This is a genomic window from Hyphomicrobium zavarzinii ATCC 27496, assembly GCF_000383415.1.
GTDB lineage: Bacteria > Pseudomonadota > Alphaproteobacteria > Rhizobiales > Hyphomicrobiaceae > Hyphomicrobium_C > Hyphomicrobium_C zavarzinii.
Genome location: NZ_KB911265.1, coordinates 70,262 through 86,061 on the forward strand (window position 1 = coordinate 70,262; position 15,800 = coordinate 86,061).

At 64.5% G+C, this 15,800-nt stretch carries 17 protein-coding genes; 8 read left to right on the top strand and 9 right to left on the bottom strand.

Annotated elements, in window-relative coordinates:
* Positions 1–14 precede the first annotated feature (14 nt).
* From F812_RS0121295 to bcsS, 4 genes are all read right to left on the bottom strand, one after another.
* Complete coding sequence (locus tag F812_RS0121295) at positions 15–3,119, bottom strand: efflux RND transporter permease subunit (RefSeq protein ID WP_020088014.1); 3,105 nt, start codon at positions 3,117–3,119, stop codon at positions 15–17.
* Positions 3,116–4,363: an efflux RND transporter periplasmic adaptor subunit gene (locus tag F812_RS0121300; protein WP_020088015.1), complete on the bottom strand. Its 1,248-nt coding sequence runs from the start codon at positions 4,361–4,363 to the stop codon at positions 3,116–3,118. The genes F812_RS0121295 and F812_RS0121300 overlap by 4 nt, the downstream gene beginning before the upstream one ends.
* Positions 4,360–5,004, bottom strand: coding sequence for a TetR/AcrR family transcriptional regulator (locus F812_RS0121305; RefSeq protein ID WP_020088016.1), 645 nt, complete (start codon positions 5,002–5,004; stop codon positions 4,360–4,362). Before F812_RS0121305 ends, F812_RS0121300 begins: the two co-directional genes overlap by 4 nt.
* A gap of 247 nt (positions 5,005–5,251) precedes the next feature.
* A complete protein-coding gene (bcsS, locus tag F812_RS0121310; RefSeq protein ID WP_020088017.1) occupies positions 5,252–6,073 on the bottom strand; it encodes a cellulose biosynthesis protein BcsS in 822 nt (273 codons plus the stop codon).
* 290 nt (positions 6,074–6,363) lie between these two features.
* Here bcsS and F812_RS24995 point away from each other — a divergent pair, with 290 nt between their 5' ends.
* Complete coding sequence (locus F812_RS24995; protein WP_020088018.1) at positions 6,364–6,555, top strand: hypothetical protein; 192 nt, start codon at positions 6,364–6,366, stop codon at positions 6,553–6,555.
* A 178-nt stretch (positions 6,556–6,733) separates the two neighbouring features.
* Complete coding sequence (gene murA, locus F812_RS0121320; protein WP_020088019.1) at positions 6,734–8,026, top strand: UDP-N-acetylglucosamine 1-carboxyvinyltransferase; 1,293 nt, start codon at positions 6,734–6,736, stop codon at positions 8,024–8,026.
* A gap of 9 nt (positions 8,027–8,035) precedes the next feature.
* Here murA and F812_RS0121325 read toward each other — a convergent pair whose 3' ends face one another.
* Entirely contained in the window at positions 8,036–8,407 is a 372-nt protein-coding gene (locus tag F812_RS0121325) for a Crp/Fnr family transcriptional regulator (protein WP_020088020.1), read from the bottom strand.
* A gap of 303 nt (positions 8,408–8,710) precedes the next feature.
* Between F812_RS0121325 and F812_RS0121330 the strand changes: the two genes are divergently transcribed.
* The 5 genes from F812_RS0121330 to F812_RS0121350 all read left to right on the top strand — a co-directional run bounded on the left by F812_RS0121330 (position 8,711) and on the right by F812_RS0121350 (position 12,146).
* Complete coding sequence (locus F812_RS0121330) at positions 8,711–9,181, top strand: DUF992 domain-containing protein (RefSeq protein WP_020088021.1); 471 nt, start codon at positions 8,711–8,713, stop codon at positions 9,179–9,181.
* Between the two features lie 116 nt (positions 9,182–9,297).
* Positions 9,298–9,741, top strand: coding sequence for a DUF2948 family protein (locus F812_RS0121335; protein WP_020088022.1), 444 nt, complete (start codon positions 9,298–9,300; stop codon positions 9,739–9,741).
* Between the two features lie 129 nt (positions 9,742–9,870).
* Positions 9,871–11,169, top strand: coding sequence for a histidinol dehydrogenase (hisD, locus tag F812_RS0121340; RefSeq protein ID WP_020088023.1), 1,299 nt, complete (start codon positions 9,871–9,873; stop codon positions 11,167–11,169).
* Between the two features lie 3 nt (positions 11,170–11,172).
* Positions 11,173–11,679, top strand: a complete 507-nt coding sequence (locus F812_RS0121345; RefSeq protein ID WP_020088024.1) for a UPF0262 family protein — start codon at positions 11,173–11,175, stop codon at positions 11,677–11,679.
* Positions 11,680–11,684: 5 nt separating this feature from the next.
* Positions 11,685–12,146, top strand: a complete 462-nt coding sequence (locus F812_RS0121350) for an arsenate-mycothiol transferase ArsC (protein WP_020088025.1) — start codon at positions 11,685–11,687, stop codon at positions 12,144–12,146.
* Between the two features lie 199 nt (positions 12,147–12,345).
* On the opposite strand, the gene F812_RS0121355 is transcribed toward F812_RS0121350, so the two are convergent.
* The 3 genes from F812_RS0121355 to F812_RS0121365 all read right to left on the bottom strand — a co-directional run bounded on the left by F812_RS0121355 (position 12,346) and on the right by F812_RS0121365 (position 15,235).
* Positions 12,346–13,635 carry an adenylate/guanylate cyclase domain-containing protein gene (locus F812_RS0121355; RefSeq protein ID WP_156827595.1) on the bottom strand — a complete coding sequence of 430 codons (1,290 nt, stop codon included), beginning with the start codon at positions 13,633–13,635 and terminating at the stop codon, positions 12,346–12,348.
* 134 nt (positions 13,636–13,769) lie between these two features.
* The gene (locus F812_RS0121360; RefSeq protein WP_020088027.1) at positions 13,770–14,465 is read right to left on the bottom strand and encodes a Crp/Fnr family transcriptional regulator; all 696 of its coding nucleotides are present in this window, start codon (positions 14,463–14,465) and stop codon (positions 13,770–13,772) included.
* A 176-nt stretch (positions 14,466–14,641) separates the two neighbouring features.
* The gene (locus F812_RS0121365; RefSeq protein WP_020088028.1) at positions 14,642–15,235 is read right to left on the bottom strand and encodes a hypothetical protein; all 594 of its coding nucleotides are present in this window, start codon (positions 15,233–15,235) and stop codon (positions 14,642–14,644) included.
* On the opposite strand from F812_RS0121365, the gene F812_RS26875 reads away from it, so the two are divergent.
* Positions 15,236–15,457, top strand: coding sequence for a hypothetical protein (locus F812_RS26875; protein ID WP_020088029.1), 222 nt, complete (start codon positions 15,236–15,238; stop codon positions 15,455–15,457).
* 18 nt (positions 15,458–15,475) lie between these two features.
* On the opposite strand, the gene F812_RS25000 is transcribed toward F812_RS26875, so the two are convergent.
* A partial coding sequence (locus F812_RS25000; RefSeq protein WP_020088030.1) for an integrase core domain-containing protein occupies positions 15,476–15,800 on the bottom strand: 325 nt, incomplete at its 5' end.

A 15,800-nucleotide genomic window follows, 5' to 3' on the forward strand; every position in this document is an offset into this window, starting at 1 on the left:
ACCGAAGGGCTCGCCTATTCGGCAGGGTGCTGGGAGGGCGGGGCCAGAAGAGGTGGCTTCGGCCCGGCGGGCTCATCCACCGCGCCCACGTGGCGGCTGAACAGGCGCCAGATCGCACTCCCCACGTCGTCCATCACGGCGAAGACGGCAGGCACGAACAGCAAGCTCAGGACCGTCGACGAGATCAGGCCGCCGATCACTGCGATCGCCATGGGCGCGCGGAACTCGCCGCCCGAGTCGAGGGCTAGGGCGGAGGGCAGCATGCCGCCCACCATGGCGATCGTGGTCATGATGATGGGGCGGGCGCGCTTGCGGCCCGCATCGATGATCGCCTCGTCGCGCGGCACGCCGCGGCGGATCTCCTCCACCGCAAAATCCACGAGCATGATCGCGTTCTTGGTGACGATGCCCATGAGCATCAGAACACCGATGACAACCGGAAGGCTGATGGCGTTGCCGGTCATGGCGAGCGCGGTGATGGCGCCGCCGATGGAAAGCGGCAGCGAGAACAGAATGGTGATCGGCTGCAGGAAGCTCGCAAACAAGAGGACGAGCACCGCGTAGACCATCATCAGGCCCGCGCCCATGGCCTGCTCGAAGCTTTCGAACACCTCGCCCATGACCTCGGCGGCGCCGAACTGCTTGATCTCGACGCCTGCGGGCAGATTCTTGGCTGCGGGCAGCGCCATGACCGCGTTCACCGCATCACCCAGCGGCGTTCCCGTCACGAGATCCGCGCCGAGCACGATGCGCCGCGTGCGGTCGTAGCGATCGATCGCGGTGGGGCCCTGGCCGTAGTCGAACGTCGCGACGGCCGAGAGCGGCACGGAGGCTCCGCTCGTCGTCGTGACGCGCAAGCCTTCGAGAAGCTGGCGGCTCTCTCGCGCGCTCTGCCTCAACTGGACGCGAATGGGGACCTGGCGGTCGCCGACGTCGAACTTGGCGAGATTGGCGCCGATGTCGCCGATGGTCGCGATGCGAACGGCCTCGGAGATGACCTCCGTCGTGATACCGAGCTCGGCTGCGACCTCGGACCTCGGATAGACCCGCAGCTCCGGACGGTCCAGCTCAGCGGTCGAGACGACGTTGACCAGGGTCGGGATGCGCTTGGCCTGGCTGGTCAGCTCGGCGGCAACCCTGTTCACGGCTTCGCCGTCGCGGCCGGTCACGACCAGCTGAAGCTCGCGCTGACCGTCGTCCTGCAAGAAGAAGTAGCGAATGTCCGGGATGTCGGCCAGATCGCGGCCGATCTCCTCCTGGATACGGCTTTGCGGCAGCTTGCGCTTATCCTTCGGAACGAGCGTCACGATGAGGGTAGCCTTGCGCACCTCCTCGCCGCTGCCGAGCAGCGTTCCGCCGATGACGAACACGCTCTCGATGTCGGAGCGTGCCTTGATGTGGCGGGTGACGAGGTCGGTCGTGGCTTCCGTGTCGGCGAGCTTCGTTCCAGGGGGAAGCTCCACGCCGAGCAGCATACGGCCGGTATCCTCCTGCGGAAGGAAGCCGGAGGGCAGCAGATAGAAGCTGCCGATGGAGCCCATGAAGATGAGGACGCCGAGGCCGACCGCCGCGAAGTGATGGCGCACGGACCAGCCGACGATGCGCGTGTAGAGGCGCATCAAGCGGCCTTCCTCGGCCGAATGATGGTGGCCGCGCATGAAGTAGGCCGCGAGCAGGGGCGTGATGAGGCGTGCCACCAGCAGCGAGAAGAATACGGCGGCGGCCACGACCAGGCCGAACTGCTTGAAATACTGTCCGGCGATCCCGCCCATAAACGATACGGGCGTGAAGACGGCGATGATCGTCGTGGTGATGGCGATGACCGCGAGACCGATCTCGTCGGCTGCTTCGAGCGCGGCCCTGTAGGGCGATTTCCCCATCTGGATGTGGCGCACAATGTTCTCGATCTCGACGATGGCGTCGTCCACGAGAATGCCGGTCACGATGGTAATGGCGAGCAGACTTACGAGATTGAGCGAGAACCCCATCGCGGACATGGCCCAGAAGGCCGGGATGATGGAGAGCGGAAGCGCGATAGCGGCGATGATGGTCGCGCGCATGTCGCGTAGAAAGATGAACACGACCACGATGGCCAGAACGGCGCCTTCGAGCAGCGTCTTCATCGTCGACTGATAGACGCCGTAGGTGTAGTCGACCGTGTTGTCGATGCGCTGGAGAATGACGTCGGGATAGAGTTTCTGGATCTCCTCGATCTTCTTCGAGGCCGCGTCGGCGACCTCGGTGTCGCTCGCGCCCTTGGCGCGCGAGATCGAGAAGGCGACGATGCTCTCGCCATTGAGCTTGGCGAATGTGCGGGGTTCCTCCACCTCGTCGGTAACTGTTCCCAGTTGATCCAGGCGAACCTTGCGGCCGCCGGGCAGCGCGATCATCGTCTCAGCCAGCTCGGCCACGGTCTGCTTGCTGGCAAGGGTGCGGATGGCCTGCTCGCGCCCCGCGATCTCGCCGCGGCCGCCCGCCAGGTTGACGTTCGAGGCACGCACCTGGCGATTGACGTCGCCCGCCGTCGCACCGAAGGCGAGCAGGCGATCGGGATCCAGATTGACGCGGATCTCGCGCACGACACCGCCCGTGCGGCGAACCTCCGAGACGCCCTTCACGCCTTGCAGCAGGCGCACCAGCGTATCGTCGACGAACCAGGACAACTGTTCCGGCGTCATCGCGGGCGCGCGCGCGGCGTAGGTGACGATCGGCAAACCTTCGATCTCGATGCGCGTGACGACAGGTTCCTCGATGGTGCGCGGCAGATCGGTGCGAATGCGCTGGACCGCGTCCTTCACGTCATTGAGGGCGCGGTCGGGATCGGTCTCGAGACGGAACTCGACGGTCGAGACAGACGCACCTTCGTTGACGGCGGAGGTGACGTGCTTCACACCGTTGATGCCGGCAATCGCGTCCTCGACGCGCTTGGTGACCTGCATCTCGAGCTCGGAAGGCGCGGCACCCGACTGATAGATGCGCACCTGGATGATCGGCACGTCGATGTTCGGAAAGCGCGTGACCGGCAGAGTCTGGAAGCTGGTGAGCCCCAGGACGAGCAGCACCATGAACAGCACCAGCGACGGGACCGGATGGCGGATCGACCATGCCGATATGTTCATTGGCCGGCCTCGCTGATCTTCGCAGCGGGCTGGACCGCACGCACGGCGTCGCCATCGCGGAGGAAGGTTCCGGCCTTGGCGACGACGACATCGCCTTCCGAAAGGCCGCTTTCGATCGCGATCATGCCCGCCGTTTCGAGACCGGTCTTGACCTTGCGGGTCACGACCTTGCCCTCCACCACGGCCTGAACGCTTGCGCCGTCTTCGGAATAGAGAACGGCGGAGAGCGGAACGGCGATGGTGCGCCCGCGCGAGGTCTCGATGGTGCCGCGGCCGAAGGAGCCGATCTTGAGATCAGGATTGGCTCCGAGGAAAATGCGGACGTGGCCGAGGCGCGTAGTCTTGTCCACCTCGGGCGAAACAAGGCGAACGGTGCCCGAAACCTCGGTGCCGCCGGAGGAGACGACGCGGGCAGGCTGGCCCACCTTCACCTTGTGCAGATGCGTTTCGGCGACTTCCGCGTCGAGCTCGACCTCGCCGTTCTCGATGATGCGGAACATGGTGTCGCCGCCTGCCAGGGCATTGGCGAGAGCGAGACCGCCAATGCGCGCGCTGCGGCGGCTGATGAGGCCGTCCGCGGGGGCGCGGACCTCTGCGCGGCCGCGCCGCCAGAGCAGCTCCCGGCGCTGAGCTTCCACCTGGACCTTCTCCGCCTCGGCCTGGGCGAAGCTACCCTTTGCGAAGGCAAGCTGGGAGTGAGCCGCGCGCGCCGCAGCCTGGCGCTGATCGAACACGCTTTCGGACAGGAACTTGTCCTTGACGAGGGGACGCGCGCGCTCGAGCTGCGCGTCCGCTTCGGCGACGCGGGCTTCCATCTCGGCGATCTGGCTTTTCGCACGCTCGATCGCCGCAGTGGCGCTGACGAGGGCGCCTTCATTGGCGGCGAGCTGGGCTTCGATCTGCTCGGTGACGAGAATGGCGAGGACGTCGCCCTTCTTCACGCGGTCGCCCTCCTCGGCCTTGAGCTCCAGCACGCGCAGGCCATCGACCTCGGGCGCAACGAGAATCTCCTCGCGCGCGACGAAGGAGCCGGTGACGAGAACGGTTTCCACGAAATTGGACTTGGTGGCCTGCACGACGGAGACGGCCGGAACAGGGGCCTCAGACTTCGCGGCGGCCCGCTCCTCCGCCTCGGCGTGTTTCGCCGCGAAGGTCGCGAGATGAGGCTCGACGAAGCCCGAGTGATAGGCGGCAACGGCCAAGCCGCCAAGCCCCGCGAGAATGACCAGAAGACGCGTTCTCATACGGCAGCCTCGGTTTTGGCGGCTTTCGATGCCGGTTGAACACTCGGCTCGACGGGATTCAAAAGCGTGCTGACAAGCCGCACGATGATCGGAAGGATCGCCTGCACGTCTAAATCGGGATTGACGGCGCGGCGCCAGAACAGGCCGTCGCCGATCAGGGAGACCACCTCTGCGAGCGTGCGGGAGTCATCTTGAGGCTCGATCTTTCCGTCCTCGCGCGCGCGCTCGAACACCTGCGCGAAATTCTGGCGGCAGAAGGTGTCGACCGAGCGGTAGATCTCGCCGACGGCGGGGTTGCGCGTCGCCTCGCAGCCGATCTCGATGCAGAGCACGCGCTTATAGAGCGGCTCCTCGATGGTGTAGTGCTCGCCGAGCTTGGCGAGTGCAGAGAGAAGATCCGGCGCGTTCTTCAGCTCCGCCAGCTCCGAGGCCAGCTTGTTTCGATCGCGCTCCACGATGCCGGCGATCAGTTCCTCCTTCGAGGAAAAATAGACATAGAGCGCGCCGGGGCTGATGCCCGCCTCTCTGCAGATCTCCTGCATGGTGCAGCGGTGAAAGCCCGCCCGCGCAAAACTGCGCTCGGCGGCATCGAGGATGCGCTCGCGGCGGGCGTGCTGCGTTTCGGGTGTGAGCTTTGGCATGACGGGTGGCTTTCCGCACTGCGCCACCCTCGCCTGGTTGGCGACGACAGGCTGTTCCCCTTGAAACAAAACGAATGTCCGTTTTGTTTGTGAGAGAGAATTGTGACCCTGTCAAGGCGTCCGAAGGTGTGAGGTTAAACAGCTGATATCTTTGAATTCCCAAAGTTTTTTGTGTTTTCGATGCGGCAGGATCCCGCACACCCGGCTGACGGCAGCGGCACAGTTTTGGGCGCGCTTCGGAGGGGAATCAGAACTGAGTGAGCCAGTTCACGGTAATGTAGGGCGCGATTTCGGCGGGGCCTTCGTGCCCGAAGCTGTCACCGAGAACGCCAGCGGAAACCGAGACCTCACCGGTGCCCCATTCGTAGCGCGCGAAGGCGCCGCCCCGTGCGTAGTCGAGCAACTCGGCGGCCTCCACGGTCTGGTCGGCCAAAGTCCGGCAACCCTTGGTGCCGCTGCCGTCCATGCGGCACTCCCCTTGCGCATCCACGTTGATACCGGCTTCGAGGCCAAGCGACAGTTTCGGCCAGAAGCGGTAGCCTACCCGCCCCCGCGCGGCACGTGAATTGTGGGCCGACGACCAGGACAGATCGAGCGAGCCCCAGCCGCGCTCGCCCATGTTCAGCCACAACTCCAGCACGCCTTTGATGCCGACCTCCTCGCCGATGGCGACAGTCTCCTCGTCGAGCGGCGCAATGTCATGGCTGATGATCGAGGCGCCCACGAACGCCTTGGCCGTCAGCTCGCCAAAGCGCTGAAGATAACCCACGAGAATATCGGCAAAGTAGGTTTCGGCGTGAAACGAGATCGGCCGCAATGTGCTGGGATCGATGCTCGGAATGCGATCGGCATAGCTGTATTCGCCGTATCCGCCCGCTGCGCGGAAGCGAACGCCGTTGTCGTGGATGCCGCTCCAGGGAGCGAAGGTCACGCCGGAATAGACGAGCCAGACGTTGCTCGAAACGTCGGCGCCCGCCCAAACCTCCCGCCCGCTCGAGGGCCTCGACGGATCAGCTGAAACCGAAGTGGTGAGAAAAGGAGCGAGGATCGCGAGGGACGCAAAAGCCAAGTGCCTGGCGCCGTAAGGGCGCGGGGCTCGGTGAACACGATGAACTGAACGCCACCGCACCGGCATCTGAACGCAACACACATAAAATGACTTACATCAGACAACGTTTTAACCATGATCGTGTCAACCAAGATTGTCTGCATACTGCTCAATATCTATCTTTGGTTGCAGATCCTCTCTCGGCACCGCAATCCAAAGATGCAAACAGGGAAGGTTTGCCCGCACTTGGCACGGGCGCACGGGCGCGCTAGCTAGCTCGTTCAGACGCTTCCGTCGCGAGATCCTCATCCATGAGCTCCAAAGATCATCCCAGGCCCCCTTCGCCGCCTTCCAGAGAGGAACGGCTGGCCAAGGCGCTCAGGGAAAACCTGGCGCGCCGCAAAGCGCTGGCGCGGAGCAAACAGGGGCGCGAGAGCGCTGACGCGGGCGCCCCCGCCGCGGATGACGGCCAGACCGCCGATCACGGGGATGCTGGCGACTGAGGCACTCCCGAAACACGCAGCCGGTCCAAAATCATGTGGGAAGCACGGCGGTTAGTGGGATTCCATTGCTCTCGGGGCCTCTCAACGCTTAATCATTTCTGAGATTGCGTCGGCGGCCTCGCGTCTCCAGTCCTCGAAGGCTCGCGACCCCATTTCGGCGAAAGGCTCTGGTCACTCCATGGATCGCATCAAGATCATCGGCGGCGAACGGCTTCAGGGATCCATCCCGATTTCCGGCGCGAAGAACGCGGCTCTCCCCCTGATGATCGCGTCGCTGCTCACCGACGACCGGCTGACGCTGAAGAACGTTCCGAACCTGGCCGACGTCAATCTGCTGGCGCGCATCCTGCGCAATCACGGCGTCGATCTTGCCGTCGATGGAAAGCGCTCCGGCGGCACGCCGCATCTCGGCGAGACCTTCCATCTCACGGCACGCGACATCTCGGATACCACCGCGCCTTACGAGCTGGTGTCGCGCATGCGGGCGAGCTTCTGGGTGCTCGGGCCGCTCGTCGCGCGCATGCGCAAGGCGAAGGTGTCGCTGCCCGGCGGCTGCGCCATCGGCACGCGGCCCGTCGACCTCCACCTGATGGGCCTCAAGGCGCTCGGCGCCGACATCCAGATCGACGGCGGATATGTGATCGCCAATGCGCCGAACGGGCTCGTGGGCGGGCATGTGCTGTTTCCGACGGTCTCCGTGGGCGCGACGCACAACGTTCTCCTGGCAGCGACGCTGGCCAAGGGCGAGACGCTGATCGAGAACGCGGCGCGGGAGCCCGAGGTGGGCGACGTGGCTGCCTGCCTCGTGAAGATGGGCGCGCAGATCGAGGGCATCGGCACCTCCACGCTGCGCATCCAGGGCAAACCTCGCCTCGAAGGCGCGGTGCATACGGTCCTTCCGGACCGTATCGAGACCGGCACGTTCGCGTTCGCGGTGGCGGCGACGGGAGGCGATGTGGTGCTGGAAGGCACGCGGCGCGATCTCCTGAAGAACGCCCTCGATACACTTGCGCAAACGGGCGCGACCGTGACGGACACGGACACCGGCGTGCGCATCGCCCGCAACGGCAACGGCCTCCAGCCGGTGGATGTGGAGACGCAGCCGTTCCCAGGGTTCCCGACCGATCTTCAGGCCCAGCTTATGGCGCTTATGACTCGCGCGCATGGAACCAGCGTGATCCGCGAGACAATTTTCGAGAACCGCTTCATGCACGTGCAGGAGCTTGCCCGCCTCGGCGCCGACATCAAACTGCACGGCGATACCGCGACCATCAAAGGCGTGAAGAGCCTGACGGGGGCGCCGGTGATGGCCACTGACCTGCGCGCCTCGGTCTCCCTCGTCATCGCCGGGCTGATGGCCGAAGGCGAGACCATGATCAACCGCGTCTATCACCTCGACCGCGGCTTCGAGCGCCTCGAGGAGAAGCTCTCGCGTTGCGGAGCCAAGATCGAGCGCCTGACGGCGGGCTGATGCCCGTTCTCAGAGGTTCTTGTTCATGCGGCGGATGCGGGCTGCGAGCTGGCGCATGACGTAGAGGGAGAACGCGGGGTTGTGGCGCACGAGCTCGAGGAAAGTCTCGCGATTGATGAGGGCGACCTCGGACGGCTCTGCGGCGATGGCGGCGGCGGAGCGGGGCGAATTGTCGATCAGCGCCAGCTCGCCGAAGATGCCGTGCAGGCCGACGTTCTCAAGAACGGTGCCGAAGGTCACGATGCTGACCTTGCCTTCGATCACCAGATACATGTAGTCGCCCGGATCCTCCTCCAGGAAGATCTTCTCTCCGGCGCCAAACCGCTTGAGAGGAATCCGGAAGCGCTCGAGAAAATCGAAGTCAAAAGGGGCGCTCATCATGATGAAGCCTCGCTGGTGTCAGGCCCGCCGTGAAAAAGGCCAGTATAACGTGGGCGCCGGGGCCTGTCCGCGAGATCGCACGCAACCGTTAAGCGCCTTCTGCGCGGAGTTGCCGGAGGGGGCGGGGTGTTGTCCGCCTGCCCGCCTCCCGTCATACTTTTCCGGCATTGACGAGCGTCAAGGACCCGTTTGGGGGATCGGGCTCAGCTTCTCCCCTGTCGGGGCAACGATCCCATCGCCGCGCATTCGATCGGATAGCGGGCTCCCGCACCCCGCATGCGCTCAACCACCTGGAGACCACGCGTGAAAAAAACCGGCCTCACCCTCATCGCCGCCGCTGCCGTGTCGCTGCTGGCGGCCGCTCCTGCGCTCGCGCAGGCGAAGATCAACGCCGGTACTCTGACCTGCACGGGCGGAGCAGGCATCGGTCTCGTGCTCGGCTCCAAGAAGACCTACGCCTGCACCTACAAATCCGCTTCCGGCAGGCACAGCGAGGACTACTCGGCCTCGATCACCAAGATCGGCCTCGACATCGGCGTGACCAGCGAGAGCGTGATGGTGTGGACGGTGCTCGCCTCGACCGACGCCATCGTGGAGCGCGGGCTCACCGGAAATTATGCCGGTGCGACGGCAGACGTGGCGCTCGGCATCGGCGGTGGCGCGAAGGTGCTGGTCGGCGGCTCCAACAACTCCATCGTGCTTCAGCCGCTCAGCGTTCAGGGCCAGACGGGCCTTAACCTTGCCCTCGGCGTCGCGGAGTTGTCCATTCGGTAACGACGCCGAAAAGTTACCGGAGCGGTGCGTTTGCCGGACGGCGGGCCTCGGTTGCGTGGCCCGGCCGCTCCCGCTATCACTCGCGGAGACCGCCACCTCGAACGGGACGTCACTCCATGCCAGACCTCAAGCTCATCGCCTTCGATGCTGAGGATCTTGCCGTTATCGCGGCACACCTCCAGGACGCCGTGTTGCGTGTGGAAGACATGGCCTACATCAAGGCCGACCGGCGTTTCGCCATCGTTGCCAATCGCTTCGATTGGGCGCAATCCGCCAAGCCGCCGGCCAACGGAGAGCGCTTCGTGCGCCGGCGGGCGGGCGCGCGGATCGAGCACGTGACCGGCGCGAAGGTGTCGGGCATCGACCTCACCAACAAGGATCAGGTGCTCTCGCTCTTAACGCTCACGTTCGAGCCGCGCGAGGCGCCCTATGGAACGATCACGCTGACCTTTGCGGGCGGCGGGGCGGTGCGGCTCGATGTCGAGTGCATCGAGGCGGCTTTGAGCGACCTCGGCGCAGCCTGGGAAACCCGCAGCAAGCCCGAGCATGCGGGCGACTGATGCTCGCCGTTCCCGGGGCAAATGGGAACCTCCTGTGACGCCTGCGCGCTTTCGCCTTCGCCCCCCCTCGCCTATAACGGCCAGGATCATCGGAGCCCCAGAGAAGGGCTTGCAATACCGGAGCTTTCCATGCCTGTGCGGCTGACCTCATCCGACCCGGGGTTCGCATCCCGCTTCGAAGCCTTTCTCGCCACCAAGCGGGAAGCGTCGGAGGATGTCGATCAGGCCGTGCGCGCGATCATCTCGGACGTGCGGGCACACGGCGACAAGGCGCTCATCGCGCTGTCGCAGAAGTTCGACAACGTGGATCTCGGCGCCATCGGGATTCGCGTCACGCCGGACGAGGTGGAGGCGGCCGTGCGCGCCTGCAGCCCCGAGACGCTGGAGGCGCTGGCGTTCGCGCGCGACCGCATCTCGGACCACCATCTTCGCCATCTGCCGGCGAGCGAGACCTATCGCGATCAGCTCGGCGTGACGCTCGGCCACCGCTGGACGGCGGTGGAGTCGGCCGGCCTCTACGTGCCCGGCGGGCTCGCGTCCTATCCGAGCTCTGTGCTGATGAATGCCGTGCCGGCCAAGGTGGCGGGCGTCGAGCGCCTCGTCATCGTGGTGCCCGCGCCGCGCGGCGCGTTGAACCCGCTGGTGCTGGCGGCTGCCAAGCTCGCGGGCGTCGAGGAGATCTACCGCGTGGGCGGCGCGCAGAGCATCGCCGCCCTCGCCTACGGCACCGAAACCATCCGGCCGGTTGCCAAGATCGTGGGGCCTGGCAATGCCTATGTGGCGGCCGCCAAGCGGCAGGTGTTCGGCACCGTCGGCATCGACAGCATCGCGGGTCCCTCCGAGGTGCTGGTGATCGCGGACAAGTACAACGATCCGGATTGGATCGCGGCGGATCTTCTGGCGCAGGCCGAGCATGACACGGCCGCGCAGTCGATCCTGCTCACCGACGACGAAGCGTTCGCCGAAGCGGTGGAGGCCGCCGTTCTGCGCCAGGTGCAGCAACTGCCGAAGGCCGACATCGCGGGCGCGAGCTGGCGCGATTTCGGCGCCGTCATTCTGGTGCGTTCGCTCGACGAAGCGCCGGCCATCGCGGACCGCATCGCGGCCGAGCATCTCGAGATCGCCACCCGCGATCCCGACGATCTCGGGTCGCGCATCCGCAATGCGGGTGCTCTGTTCCTCGGCGCCTACACGCCGGAGGTGATCGGGGACTACGTCGCGGGCTCCAACCACGTGCTGCCAACCGCACGCAGCGCGCGTTTCTCCTCGGGCCTCGGGGTGCTGGACTTTCTCAAGCGCACCTCGATCCTGAAGCTGGACGACGAGGCGCTCTCCAAGCTCGCGCCGGCGGCCATGACGCTCGCGCGCGCCGAGGGCCTCGAAGCGCACAGGCGTTCGGTCGAGATCCGACTTTCCGGGAAAGGCTAGGTTATGGACCAGGTTTCGACAGAGACGGTACAGACCAACGACCGCTTGAGCGAGGTCGTGCTCGACCCCGCATCGATCGGCCGGGGCAACGCCAACATCGAGCACGAGCGGGAAGTCGCGATCTACGATCTGCTCGACGGAAATTCGTTCAAGCTCGAAGGCCGCGACGATGGCCCCTATAAGCTCACCATCGGGCTCGTCGACGATCGACTGGCGCTGACGGTCTACAGCGCCTCAAAGCCCTCCGAGGAGCCGATTGTCGCCCACCATCTTTCTCTTACACCCTTCAAGCGCATCATGAAGGACTACTTCCTGGTGCTCGATAGCTACTATCAGGCCATCCGCACGGCGCAGCCCTCCCGCATCCAGGCCATCGACATGGGGCGGCGCGGCCTGCACGACGAAGGCAGCCGCGTGCTCGTCGAACGTCTCGAAGGGAAGATCTCCATCGACTTCGATACCGCGCGGCGCTTGTTCACTCTCATCTCCGCCCTCCACTGGAAGGGGTAAATCTCGTGTCAGGCGAGGGGGACGGGCATCAGACCGTGCTGTTCGCATGCGCCATGAACGCCGTGCGCAGCCCCATGGCCGCCGCGATCCTTCAGCATTTGATGGGGCCCCACGTGCAGGTTGCCTCGGCCGGGGTGCGGCCGGGCCTGCAAGATCCCTACGCCGTGGCGGTGATGGACGAGATCGGCATCGACATCTCGGACCACGAGCCCACGGCTTTCAAGGACGCGGAGGTCGAGAAATACGATCTCATCGTCACTCTATCTCCGGAGGCCCACCACCACGGCCTGGAACTCACCCGCGTGGTGCCAGCGGAGATCGAGTACTGGCCGACGCCTGACGCGACGGTGGTTCTCGAATGCGGGAACCGGGACGAGATCCTGGCCGCCTATCGCTCCGTGCGCGACACGCTGTTCCGGAAGATCAAGCAGCGTTTCCTTCCCACGGCAGGCGGCCCGACCGTGTGATCAGTCTGCGGCGGCGAGGGGAAGCCGGCGGCGCCTTTGCGAGACCGATGAGTCACGCTTCGGACTGATGGGGTCCGAAGCGATCATGGAGCTTTTAGCGAGACCGATGAGTCACGCTTCGGACTGGTAGGGTCCGAAGCGATCATGGACTTTAATGAGACCGATGATTCACGCTTCGGACTGGTAGGGTCCGAAGCGATCATGGTCTGGCGGCAACGAGGAACCAAGTGCTCTTCTGGCCAACGCCCTTGATGTCGATGGGGCCGCGTGGCTCCACCTCGAACGCCGTGCCGAGCCTGTCGCGCGTCATCGGACAGATGTGGATGCGCCCCGGAACGGACGTGCTTTCCAGACGCGCCGCCAAATTCACCGCGTCGCCCCAGATATCGTAGCTGAATTTTTGCCGGCCGATGACGCCCGCCATGACCGGTCCCGTCGCCAGCCCCATCCGCATGTCGATCTCGTAGCCGGTCTCGGCCCGCAGCCTGCGCACGGCTTGCTGCATGGCAAGCGCCATGTGCGCGAGGCGAGCTGCGAAATCTGCCGTAGGCTCCGGCACGCCCGAGGCCACCATGTAGGCGTCGCCGATCGTCTTGATCTTCTCGACGCCGTGTTGCTCGGCCAGCGCATCGAACATGGAGACGAGCCTGTTCAGGAGAGCGACGGTCTCGCTGGCGCCCAGGCGGCGCGCGAGCGGAACGAAGCCCGAGATGTCGGCAAACAGGATCGAGGCGTCCGCGAAGGTATCGGCGACAGGCTCGGCGGGCTTCGCCTTCAGGCGCTCGACCACATTGTCCGGCAGGATGTTGCGCAGGAGTGCGTCGGTCTCTGCCTTGGCGTTTTCCGCCAGCCGGAAGGCGTAATACACGGACGCCGCGATCAGGCCGAAGGTGGTGATGGTGGCCTGAATGTACATGGAATCGAGCACCTCCTGCTCAGCCTGGAGCAGGGACTCGGAGCCCGGATACCAGAACCAGCACACGAGGTGAAGGATGACCGCGGCGGTGATCGACGGAATGATGAGCGACATCCGCTGGAGCCCGTAGACGACGAACGCCGCAGCCGCGATGACGAAGTACTGGAGATGTACACCCGAGTTGCGTCCGAGAAACGCCGTGAAGGCGAGCAGGGCCGCGCACTCCGTCACCAGCATCAGCAGCGCCGCCGCGACGGCGCCAAACCGGTGCACGAACGGCACGGCCAGCATCACGATCACGATCGCCAGGTTGATATAGACGATCGGCCAATAGCGGTCGTAGTCGAGAAAAGTCTGCTGAACGAAGTAGACGAGTGTCGAGACCGCGATGAGGTAGGCGATCATGTTGAGGATCATGAGCCTACGCTTGGTTTCCGGCGGATAGCCGTCGGTTCCGGCCTCGGCAAGGCGCGTAAGCCACCCTCCCAGCGCCGCGAGCCGGTGCGACGCACCGAGGTCAGCGAGCATGCGCCTGAAGGCGGGATCAGTCCCAGGCTCTTTCGGCCCCGACACGGTCAGCAGTCTCCCCAATGAGGACGAGGTCCTGGATTCCGAAGATAGCAGGAAGCCGGGACCGCATCCTGCCGCTCTAACAGGGACGCCTTATCCGGGGAAGTGCCGCAGGAAACAGGACGGGATACCGCCGCTCAGGCGCCGGCGATGCCCTCGAGCTCGTCGATGTCGCACGTGAAACGGCTCTCCTTGCGCTCGATCGCGCCCCCGTCCTCGAGCATCGCCAGGGCCGCGTTTACCTTAGGGCGGCTCGCGCCGATCAGCAGGGCCAGCTCGCTCTGAGAGATCGGAAGGTCGAGGATGACCTTGGCGCCGGGCTTGAACTCGCTTTTCTGGCGGGCGGCGGCCAGGAAGAACCGGGCAAGCCGGACCTCGATCGGATAAAGGGCGATGCCTTCGAGCTGATGGTCGGCCTCGCGGACGCGGTTGCAAAGAAACTTGATGACGGCCTCGCGTACCACGGCGCGCTGCTCGATCAGGCGGGCGAGCGCGCCCTTGGACAACGTCAGAGCGCCCACCTTTGTGACAGCCGTTGCATCGGCGGTGCGGACGCCTCCATCGAGGACAGCGATCTCCCCGAAAATCTGGCCCGGCTCGGCGTGGGCGAAAGACAGCTCGCGGCCTTCGGAGGTGAGCACCGAAAGCCTCACGCGGCCGCCCGTGACCAGATAGATCTCCCGCCCCGCATCGCCACGCGCAAAAATGGCCTGACCGCCGTCGAAGGAGGCTTCCCGCATCTCCTGAGCCACCGCTTTCCGGTCGGCCTCCTCAAGGGCGCCGAACAGAGCGGTTCGCGCGAGCATTTCGAGCAGCGAATCTTTGGCTACCATCTCGTTCTCCAGCCATCGAGAGACCGGACCCGATTTTCGCGGGAACGGCCGGGAATGGCAACGTGGTTCTTGATTATCAGGGAGGCTCCGGCAGCGTTTCTCATGGTGGCGTTTCGTTTTCCGACGCGCCCCTTGAGCCATGCGGCGCCACTCAAGATTGCGAATTTATCCTCATCCTAGCGGCTACACCAATTTGAGAACATGGGTGATGTAAGTATCAAACTCGTATTGAAATCTCTTATGCTGTAGCGCTCGATGTTGCTCGATACGCTGAGATAGGAGCCGCGACCGCCTTCGACATATTGAGGGTGCAGGAACGATGGATTGCTGATCAGCCAAGTTCCGGACGGGTGAAACGCCACCGTATTCTGATAGTAGAGCACCGGACGTTTCGTTCGGTAGATTTCTCGCTCATAGAGGCCGTTCAAAGACATCTCTACGATACGGATGATGTCCTCGCCGTCTTCGGCCGACGTCTGCGACAGCCCAACACGAACTCTCTTGCCGTCAGCCCATACTCCTGTCGTCACTGGGGAGGGGACGATTTCGTCCTTCAGCAGCTTCCGATCCGTCCACGTTTTTGCTTTCAGGTCGAACACTCCCAGGAACGCTCCCTTGTTCCGGGTGCCATCGAAGAGCGTGTAGGCGAAGTAGACCTTGCCGCCGTGAACGTGAGGGGTCGATGCGTAGATTACCTCCTCGCGGTGCCCTCTGTCCGGGGCCTTGGCGATTGTGGTCTTCGTTCCTGAATGCGGATCCAGCGTTGCCAAATGACCAAATGGGCGTCCTTTGGCGTCTCGGACTATCTCTCGCACGAAAAGCAGCGGGCTCATTCCGTCGCCAACGAAGCGCGGATAGGTGAAGTTGCCCACAATCTTGCGATGCAGGAGCCACGACGGACGCTCAACACTGCTTTTGTAAATGAACAGATCCGTGCCGTGATAGGCGGTAGCGAGATAGAGCGTTTTGCTCGGCTTGTCGAAGTGACCTGAGACCCTTCTCTCATCCAGTCAGAGGGTGAGTCCTGGGCTAAATTTCTGGACCTGATCGTTCGTCACGGCAAGGGCCAGATGGTGGTCGTGGAACTCCTCCGGTGTCCGGTTGGCGAGAGCCGAGTGGGGCCGGACACGATTGTAATCGTCGCGCCACGCCGCCAGCCGCGTTCTCGCTTCGTCGAGCGTGGAGAACAACGTCTCGTTCAAGAGCTCGTCGCGCAGCCGACCGTTGAAACTCTCGACGAACGCGTTCTGCTGCGGCTTGCCGGGCTGGATGTAGTGCCAGTCGACACCGCTGGCCTTGCTCCATTTGAGGATCGCCATGCTGGTCAGTTCGGTG

Excerpts from the sequence above, each read along its gene's own strand:
- F812_RS0121345 (WP_020088024.1), top strand. The coding sequence starts at position 11,173 with ATGGACCAGGTTTCGACAGAGACGGTACAGACCAACGACCGCTTGAGC.
- F812_RS24995 (WP_020088018.1), top strand. The coding sequence starts at position 6,364 with ATGAGCTCCAAAGATCATCCCAGGCCCCCTTCGCCGCCTTCCAGAGAG.
- F812_RS0121300 (WP_020088015.1), bottom strand. The coding sequence starts at position 4,363 with ATGAGAACGCGTCTTCTGGTCATTCTCGCGGGGCTTGGCGGCTTGGCC.
- hisD (WP_020088023.1), top strand. The coding sequence starts at position 9,871 with ATGCCTGTGCGGCTGACCTCATCCGACCCGGGGTTCGCATCCCGCTTC.
- F812_RS0121295 (WP_020088014.1), bottom strand. The coding sequence starts at position 3,119 with ATGAACATATCGGCATGGTCGATCCGCCATCCGGTCCCGTCGCTGGTG.
- F812_RS0121335 (WP_020088022.1), top strand. The coding sequence starts at position 9,298 with ATGCCAGACCTCAAGCTCATCGCCTTCGATGCTGAGGATCTTGCCGTT.
- F812_RS26875 (WP_020088029.1), top strand. The coding sequence starts at position 15,236 with ATGACCAAATGGGCGTCCTTTGGCGTCTCGGACTATCTCTCGCACGAA.
- F812_RS0121360 (WP_020088027.1), bottom strand. The coding sequence starts at position 14,465 with ATGGTAGCCAAAGATTCGCTGCTCGAAATGCTCGCGCGAACCGCTCTG.
- murA (WP_020088019.1), top strand. The coding sequence starts at position 6,734 with ATGGATCGCATCAAGATCATCGGCGGCGAACGGCTTCAGGGATCCATC.
- F812_RS0121305 (WP_020088016.1), bottom strand. The coding sequence starts at position 5,004 with ATGCCAAAGCTCACACCCGAAACGCAGCACGCCCGCCGCGAGCGCATC.
- F812_RS0121325 (WP_020088020.1), bottom strand. The coding sequence starts at position 8,407 with ATGATGAGCGCCCCTTTTGACTTCGATTTTCTCGAGCGCTTCCGGATT.